The sequence below is a fragment of the Bacillus sp. NH11B genome, from assembly GCF_001884205.1.
GTDB lineage: Bacteria > Bacillota > Bacilli > Bacillales > Bacillaceae_G > Bacillus_A > Bacillus_A proteolyticus.
The window spans coordinates 1-8,417 of the sequence record NZ_MAOG01000076.1 but is presented as its reverse complement, the minus strand read 5'-3'; the positions used below and the strand labels follow the sequence as shown (position 1 = coordinate 8,417).

9 protein-coding genes are annotated in these 8,417 nt (G+C 32.0%); 5 read left to right on the top strand and 4 right to left on the bottom strand.

All coding sequences use genetic code 11. The features are described 5' to 3' along the window. Positions 1 to 854: 854 nt before the first annotated feature. The gene (locus BAU27_RS11575; protein WP_071770952.1) at positions 855 to 1,121 is read left to right on the top strand and encodes a hypothetical protein; all 267 of its coding nucleotides are present in this window, start codon (positions 855 to 857) and stop codon (positions 1,119 to 1,121) included. A gap of 96 nt (positions 1,122 to 1,217) precedes the next feature. Next, positions 1,218 to 1,982, top strand: coding sequence for a hypothetical protein (locus tag BAU27_RS32880; protein ID WP_071770951.1), 765 nt, complete (start codon positions 1,218 to 1,220; stop codon positions 1,980 to 1,982). A 247-nt stretch (positions 1,983 to 2,229) separates the two neighbouring features. On the opposite strand, the gene BAU27_RS11565 is transcribed toward BAU27_RS32880, so the two are convergent. Both BAU27_RS11565 and BAU27_RS11560 read right to left on the bottom strand, forming a co-directional pair. Continuing rightward, positions 2,230 to 2,727 (bottom strand): GNAT family N-acetyltransferase, encoded by a 498-nt coding sequence (locus BAU27_RS11565; RefSeq protein ID WP_071770950.1) that lies wholly within the window; start codon positions 2,725 to 2,727, stop codon positions 2,230 to 2,232. A 416-nt stretch (positions 2,728 to 3,143) separates the two neighbouring features. Then, positions 3,144 to 3,794, bottom strand: a complete 651-nt coding sequence (locus BAU27_RS11560; protein ID WP_071770949.1) for a DUF3967 domain-containing protein — start codon at positions 3,792 to 3,794, stop codon at positions 3,144 to 3,146. Positions 3,795 to 4,077: 283 nt separating this feature from the next. Between BAU27_RS11560 and BAU27_RS33220 the strand changes: the two genes are divergently transcribed. Further along, entirely contained in the window at positions 4,078 to 4,200 is a 123-nt protein-coding gene (locus tag BAU27_RS33220; protein ID WP_302848835.1) for a hypothetical protein, read from the top strand. A gap of 272 nt (positions 4,201 to 4,472) precedes the next feature. On the opposite strand, the gene BAU27_RS11550 is transcribed toward BAU27_RS33220, so the two are convergent. Further along, entirely contained in the window at positions 4,473 to 4,577 is a 105-nt protein-coding gene (locus BAU27_RS11550) for a YjcZ family sporulation protein (protein WP_063219790.1), read from the bottom strand. A 619-nt stretch (positions 4,578 to 5,196) separates the two neighbouring features. Next, positions 5,197 to 5,418: a hypothetical protein gene (locus tag BAU27_RS11545; protein WP_071770947.1), complete on the bottom strand. Its 222-nt coding sequence runs from the start codon at positions 5,416 to 5,418 to the stop codon at positions 5,197 to 5,199. Positions 5,419 to 5,959: 541 nt separating this feature from the next. Here BAU27_RS11545 and BAU27_RS11535 point away from each other — a divergent pair. Both BAU27_RS11535 and BAU27_RS11530 read left to right on the top strand, forming a co-directional pair. Then, entirely contained in the window at positions 5,960 to 7,426 is a 1,467-nt protein-coding gene (locus BAU27_RS11535) for a plasmid recombination protein (RefSeq protein WP_071770945.1), read from the top strand. A 260-nt stretch (positions 7,427 to 7,686) separates the two neighbouring features. Then, positions 7,687 to 8,325: a MarR family transcriptional regulator gene (locus BAU27_RS11530; RefSeq protein WP_002170137.1), complete on the top strand. Its 639-nt coding sequence runs from the start codon at positions 7,687 to 7,689 to the stop codon at positions 8,323 to 8,325. The last annotated feature ends 92 nt before the right edge of the window (positions 8,326 to 8,417 follow it).

The following is an 8,417-nucleotide window of genomic DNA, read 5'->3' as shown; positions in this document are numbered from 1 at the left end:
GCGTTCTTTTTTTTATTGTTATTTACCTTTTTTTAGGTGTCACTTTTTTTTGACACCTGTGTCACTTTTTTTTGACACCCTATATCTTATAAACCCTTGTTACTACTGACTTTCTTCACTTTGCTCTTCTCACTCTTATATATATAGCTAAAAGTTCCGCAAGGAACGGGTCGTATTTTTGAGAAAACCACTCAAAAATCTCCACCCTCAAAATCAAAAAGTCGGTTCGTTTATCCTCACCTAAAGGCTACCGCCTTTTCTTTTTAATTTTGTCATTGCAAAACTTTTTTCGGCTCGTTTGTTTTTCTCGCCAAGCCGACAGACAAAAAGCAAAGAAATGGTTATCGACTTGGACTAGCAAGTATACGAGCCGAACCGCTTTGATTTGTCGTTCTAGAATATTTCTTATTTCTAAATTAGATACGTAATACGTGGGGTTTCGTCCCCACACGACGAGCCAGCACTCTAGCCAAAAAGCAAAGAGACAAGATTAAAAGAAAAAAAGTACGGTTCATACTTTAACATTTTAATACATATTTTTAAGTGATTTTTCAGGTGGATTTTAAGTATCTATTTCAAGATATACGGATATCTGAATTTAGAGTTTGCGATAAACTATATATTTATTTTAGGTATTCTATTAACATTTTTTTATATGTTTCTTTATTTTGCCTATTTTATTCTTATATATAGGGTGAAAGAGATAGCTATAACATATCATTTTTGCCAACCTGTCTATTTCATTTATTAATTTTGAACATATTCTATTTTTATAAGTAATGATGAATTAATTTAATAGAATTTAATTTCATTGTTATTTATTAAAATTTAGTAGGAAGGGAATGTATTAGAATATGCCTGAAATTAAGCAAGAAACTGAAATTCGTACTTTGTTACAAGCATTTCAATTGGTAGGAGCAAGAGTTGTATTATTTTTACCATCGTTCCATGTAGAGGGTCTTATTACACGAATTGGAGAAACTTTTGTTACTCTTCGTCGTGGTAATGGAGAAGGCGTTGAAGTGGAAAGCAATGATAATGGTGGAGCTCTTGAAAATCCAAATCAAATTAGTGTTAAAATTAGTGATATTTTATCAGTTAGTGATGATCAAGGAGCATAATAAACTTTAAAAATGTACTGGGTATTATAAATACCCAGTACATTTTTTTATAATATGTTTACTATATAGTACATATTTTTATAGGGAGGGGTACAGTTGTGTGAGTTTTGTTCTGATTTTAAAAATAAGGAACGTAAATTTAGATTAATTGAGATAACTCCTATTCCTTTTTTTATTCCGTGTAAATCAAGAAGAATGGTTTGTACTTCAGCTGAATCAGATAAATCTTTTGATGTTTTATTAAAATCGAAAATGTCTTCTAATGATTCTTTAGAATTAAAGGAATCATTTTCCCATTATTTAATGGATAATAGTTTTAATGATAATTTTAATAATAGCTCTAATAATAGTTTTAATAATAGCTCTAATAATAGTTTTAATAATAGCTCTAATAATAGTTCTAATGATAGTTCTAATGATAGCTCTAATAATAGTTCTAATAATAGTTCTAATGATAGCTCTAATGATAGTTCTAATAATAGCTCTAATGATAGTTCTAATGATAGCTCTAATGATGGTTCTAATGATAGCTCTAATGATGGTTCTAATGATAGCTCTAATGATAGTTCTAATGATAGCTCTAATGATAGTTCTAATGATAGCTCTAATGATAGTTTTATTGAATTAACAAGTGAGATTAGAGAACTTTTGAGTAGTTATCAATTACTTAATTTGCGTACTGTACTATTTTTAGAAGGAATTCATATTAAAGGTTTTATAATGAATATAAGTTATAATTTAGTTACAATTATTGGACCAAATGTAGAAGTGAAAAGTAATTTAACTAATAATATTATAGGTTTTCCAAATAAAATTAATGTTAGACTTGATTTTATCCAAGCAATTGCTGATGTAGGATAGTTTTTTATATTTTTTGTAATTATTAGGATCTATTAGATATGAAGTTTTTGTCACATCCCAAAAACATTAATAAACTCAGTTATATTAGGGGTATCGCCAGCATTTTGAAAAAAAACAACAATAAGCTGCCCATATAGACAGCTTATTTACATAATTATCGTTATCAGAAGTTAATTTAGATTATATCCTTCTTGTTCTATGTCAGGAATGTTAGCATTTATGATTTTTCAAGAACAGAATATGAAGTTTATAATAATTTCGCCATATAATACTCACTAAAAGTTTTACCGTTAATAAATAGAGAGCTTCTTTTCGTTCCTTCAATATCAAATCCACTTTTCTTGTATAGAGCGACTCCAGATTCATTTTCTGTTACAGTGGTAAGTTCTAATCGTGATATGTTATGTTTTGGAGCCCATATTGTTACGTTTTCAAATAATTTTGTTCCTATCCCTTTTCCTCTATGTTCTTGTAGGATACCTATAACAAGATAAGCAGAATGTTTTATTCTCTTAACAGTTCCACCCATAGCAATTAAATATCCAACTAGTTTTTCCTTTTCTTCAGCAACAAATATTGTTGAATTGTTTTGCTGTTTTATTTGTTCTAGTTGCTTTTGTTGTTGTTCTATGGTGGTTTTTCTTTCTTTAGCCTCCATAAGCATAAAATCGGAATTATTCTCAACTTCCTTTATTAGATTTATGAAGTTCTTAGCATCTTCAATTTCTATTTCTCTAATTAGCAAAACAATTTCCCTCTTTTCTACAATCCTATCTGTTAATAGAACAAGAACTGTTTTCTGATTTTTCTTTATTTTAACATAAGTGGGGTTTATGTAGTAATGGAACAAGAACGGAAATAATGTTTAATCAAATTATGGGAACACGTCAACCAAATGACATAAAATCCACGTTAAGACATTTTTTAATGCATACCATATTCATGTAAGGTTAACATAACGTCTCATTATCGGTAGCAAGGAAAACGCACAAACCTTTGATGCAATTGGGGTTGTGCGTTTTTTCTTTTTATCGTGCTATGCATGATTTTATACATGGTAGAGATAAAGGGGTTTTTTAGGCTTATCGATGTTCTGTATTAGTACAAAAATCTGTATAGAATTCTGTATAAAAAAAGCCTTGCATATAAGCAAGGCTTTTTTTATTTCCAGAATTTCCACCAATGTTGTTTATTTTCTATAGTAGGAGCAACTAGTTGTTTAGTCTCTTGAATAGATCGTATGTTATGTAATAGTTGCTCATCTCTTTCTTGCAACAATTGTTCATGGTGTTTTTGATATATTTGTATACCATCTTTCAATGTTTGAAATTCTTCTTGAGTTCGTCGTAGTTCTTCTTTCATGGATTGAAGTTCTTTTGTTATTTCTTCGCGTTCCTCACGCAACAATTCACGTAACAAATTAGTGTTGTTTTCGCGTTCCAATATTTCTTTATCTCTTGTAATAAGCAAGGATTGGGAATCCATTGGATCATGGGACGTTCCACTCGTGTTCCAATTTTCATTATTTATGGTTATTGCTACGGTTTTGGCAGCATCGGACTTGTTATACCCGGCATCTTTCATAAGTGTTTGAAATTGTTTCAAAGCTTTTATATCTTTTGAAGTAAAGGTTCGATACTCGCGATTACTTTTAGGATCACGAACTTTTATAAAGATGTATTCATGTTTTTCTAACTCTAAACACCATTTACGTAAATAGCTTTCGCTAATACTTAACATTTCTGCTACTTCCTTGGTTAGGAAAGCCGGGAGTGGCTCGGATTGTATACCATTCCGCGTTCCATCAGACATCGTTCCTCACGCTCCTCTTAATGTTCCAATTGACGTTCCTAAAGTTACATTATACATGATAAAACGAAATACCTTTGAAATGTGAAATTTGTCGGTAATATTGGCTATGGGCAAAATATCTTATTATTTTAAAATGCAAAACATAGACTAGTAAACAAGCTGTTTTTAACTTTTAATCATAGAATATGAGGAATTCTATTGTTAAGAGGAGGTAATCATATTTATGGGATGTAATTGTAATCTCAGACATTGCAGAGATTGTAATAGATTTTGGGATGATTTAATGTTTTGCAGACGCAGAGATAGAGATTTTGATGATCGTCGTTGTAGACGTGACCGCGACTGTGATTGTGATGAATGTCGTCGCAGACGTAATCATGATCATGATGATCGTCGGGATTGGTAAATTTCTTTCAATGAGTGTGTTTCTTCACAGCACTCTTTTTTTATTTTTATAAAAATATAGATTTGGTAGTGTATTTATTTTAATAATTGTATTGTTTATTTTTTAAATTAACTAAAATGTACATCAAAAAAAGATATAGTACTCTAGTTCCTGTTGGTTTGCTATGAATAAGTGGTGTTATGGTAATTTTGGTTGTGTAGAGAATATATATTGGGTGTTTTTGCCCATAAAGAAAAGACACTCTTATAAGAGTGTCTTTTCTGATAGTTTTTTTAGCAGAAGCAAGAAGCTCCAACGATGATTAATAAAATAAATAATACAACTAATAAAGCAAATCCTCCAGCAAAGCCGCCACCACAACTACCACCAAAGCCCATAATAGTTCCTCCTTTAAATAAGAGGATTAAACACGGAGTCACTCATGTATTTTAACGGATTCACTTTACTTTATGTTTTTACGTATTAATTGAGCAGGTCCTTTTGAAAGTAAAGAAGATATTGATTTATGATTCAATATCCTCTTTATTTATAGCGTTTTGAATTCAATATTTACGGGTTATTGAATGTAAACTAATATCTATTAGTTTACATTGGAACTTACAATTGAGATTAAATATGAACATAAGGAAAAACGTCAAATCCCTTGGTATAACTGGGCTTATCCTACTTTTTTATTTTAATTCCTTTCTTCTAAAATCAAAGGGGCTATTTAGCCCCTTTTTTTAAACAAATAACTGCTATAAGAGTTGATAGAGGAATGAACTTAGAAAAATATATTTATAGAAAATGTGCTTTTACTAGATACACATAAAAAAAGACAAGCATAAATTATATTACGTTTTATTATACTCCCCTTATTTTTGAAAAAGGTTCAAATCTTAATAATGGATTTGGGCTTTCTTATTTTATAATCAAAGAGGCTTTTCTCCATTGCATAGAGAAATTCGGCAGGTATGGATATGTCGCCAAGCCGAACATACTAAAAACAAGAGGATGTTAATAAAATGGAATTGTTGTAAAAGTAGTAGGATATATACTTTGAGATGGATATTCTATATCTGGATAATATTGTATTGTTCCATGATAAGGTATAGCTGGATGATAATAGTATGGCATATGTTGCATAGCATGTTGCATTGCATGGATTGTTACTTGAGCTGCATGGAGTGAAAAGACTGGGCCTGCTTGTCTGTTTCCAATATGGTAAGGATTTATCATAATAATTCACCTCAGTTAAAAATAAATAAACATTTATATAATATGTCTAAAAACTAAACAAAGTGTTTAGTTTTAAATCAATGAAAAACAAACAAATTGAAATATTAGTAAATGGTAAGCGGACTGGAATGGTTCAGCGTTTTTTTGCTGATCCATGCAAGGAGCATTAAGGGGAAACCACTGAGCGGTTATGCCGCGAAAGTTTCTTTACCATGAGGGGAACCCTCATGCAAACTACGGGAGGTGGTCCCATAGGGCGGTTTTTGCCCTGTGGGATTGCCTTCGGGAGTTTGAGGGTTTAGAGGCTCGTGGTCAAGAAAACGTGGAATAAATAGCGTCCATTGGAGGACGACTATGTCACGTTTACGAGACGGTTTTTGCCATGCCTGGGCATGGCTCGGCAAAGCCGAAATGCGTCGCAGACCCCTATCTATTTTGATACGAAGTGTCAAAATAAGTATAGGGTTACGTCAATTGACACAATTTCGTCGCCTTGCTAGACTTATTGTATCAATTAATCTAGGGGAAGTGGTGGCACTTTATGTTGTTCTCTATCTCATTTAATCAATCTCACCAAAGTTCATTAAGCCATAATAACAGAGAAAACATTCATGGGAATCCTGGCATCGATCCATCCAGGTTAGACGAGAATATCTACTTTGTTCAAAAGGATATCCGAAGTGTATACAAGGATGTCTTTCAAGAAGCGGTGGACAAGTATAATGAGAAGCAAAAACGAAATGACCGTAAGATTCAGGACTACTATGACAAAATACATAAAAATGAAAAGACACATGAGCAACGAGAATTGGTTGTAGCGGTTGGAGAGGGTAAAGATGACCCAAAGTATAGGGAAGCTAAAAAAGAAGCGTTAAAACAGTATGCGGAGGCGTTTCAAGGGCGGAATCCAAATCTAGCAGTCTATAACATGGTTTTACATGATGATGAAGCCAATCCGCATTTACATATTAACTATGTACCGCATTTCGAAAGTAGTCGAGGATTAACGAGGCGTGTCGGAATGGATAGAGCCTTGCAACAACAAGGCGTGCAAGGAAAAGGGACGGAGTTAATTGCGAATTGGAGACAATTAGAAACGGCTTATATTGAGCAATTAGCGAAAGAACACATTCCGAATTTTGAACGTGCCAATGTAGGTTCACATAAATACATGAAAGTCCGTCAATACAAGGAATATGCAGAAACAAGATCAATTGTTGAGAATCAAGTACAAGAAAAAGAAACGCATTTACAAACGATTGACCATCATTTAAAAAATGTTGAAGAGAAAACAAACGAATTAGAAGTAACGAAAAAGAGTTTAGAAAGTGATGTCGTTGATAAGTACAAAGAATTAGAGATAGTAAAACAACAAGTAGAGAGTGAAAGTGAAAAGCTACAGTTAATTGGCGAGTGTCATGTAGAGTTAGAAAATAGAGTAAAACAAATGCAAAAAGAATTAGATAGTGCTACGGATGAAGTACCAAATGAACCTGTTAAAATTCCATTTTTACGTAAAGAAGTAGTAGTAGAAGTACAGGATAAATTGTTTGGAAAAGCTGAGATCACGAAGAAACAAACAAGAAATTATGTGTTATCACCAGAACAATATCAAAAATTAACAAAGCAAGTGAATGCAGCAGTTACTATCAAAAAGGATTATGAGCGTTTGAAAAAGACAGATTTTGTGAAAGAGAATGAGAGTTTAAAAGTACATGCAGAGGGATGGATGGAAGAAAATCGAACATTGAAACAAGAAAAAAGTCAGTTACAAAAAGAAGTTGGTGTATTAAATAGAGAAATCAGCTCATTAAAAGCTCATATAAAGGGTTTACAGACGAATATAAGAGTTTTGTATGTGCAAACGAAAAAAGTTTTGAAAGAGCAATTTAAGGCGTTTAGAGAAATTATTAAAAATGAATTGGATAGCAAGGGAATAGATAATCAATTTGAACGTGAATATAAGAGAGAAATAAGCAGACATCGAGATTTTGATAGGGAAAGATAAGAGTGATAATGGTGAAAGCATTGAATTGCATGAGTTTGAAGAAGAAAAAGAGGGTTGAATGTTGTGTTTTTGCAAGAGATGGAAAGCTTTAACAAGGTGTTTCATGTTATTATAAAGAAAGACGTATAAACGAGAAAAACCGCCCATGCTTTGGACGGCAGGCGGTTTTTCTTAATAAGGTTGGAATCAACCAATATATATTCTATATACATTCTAACATATAAAAGTTGATTCCTTCCACTAAGGGAGAGAATTATTTTATGACAAAAGTTGTAGATTTTGGACAAGCCGAAAAAAAAGCGAAAATAAGAGATAGTAAGATTGATAGTATTTATGATCAATTGCAAACTGGTGGATATTCAGAAGAAGAAAGAGTTATGCTTTTACAGATGTTAAGTAAAATGTCTGGTGGGGAAGAATATTTCATAGGTAAAAAGAAAAAACCTACAGATCGGGTGAGATTTGTGCAAATTATAATGGATAATATAGATTATCTGATTGAAATAGGTTATTTAAGTAGTAAGGAAGAAGCTTTTTTATTCAAATTAACTTCATCTGTAGAGTTTAAAACCAATGTTCTTGTAGAACGTGAGACAAATAATCCAGCATCGCCTACATATTTAGCTGAAAAGTTTAAAATGACTCGTCAAAGTATTTCTAGTGTTATGAATGGTTTATTAAAAAAGGGAGTATTAGCAGTTGCACAATCAGGTGTTACAACTGAAGATGGACGGGTTTGTACTAGCCGTACATGGTTTGTAAATCCAAATGTTATGTGTTGCTCTCCTAAAGATGGAATAGATAAAGCAACTCAACATATTTTTAGGGATTCATTAAGAAATTTTAAAGTTGAAGATCAAGGAAAGAAAAAACATAAACTACCCATTTATTTATTTTAAAAGAACGCAAAAAAAATCTTGCGTTCTTTTTTTTATTGTTATTTACCTTTTTTTAGGTGTCACTTTTTTTTGACACCTGTGTCACTTTTTTT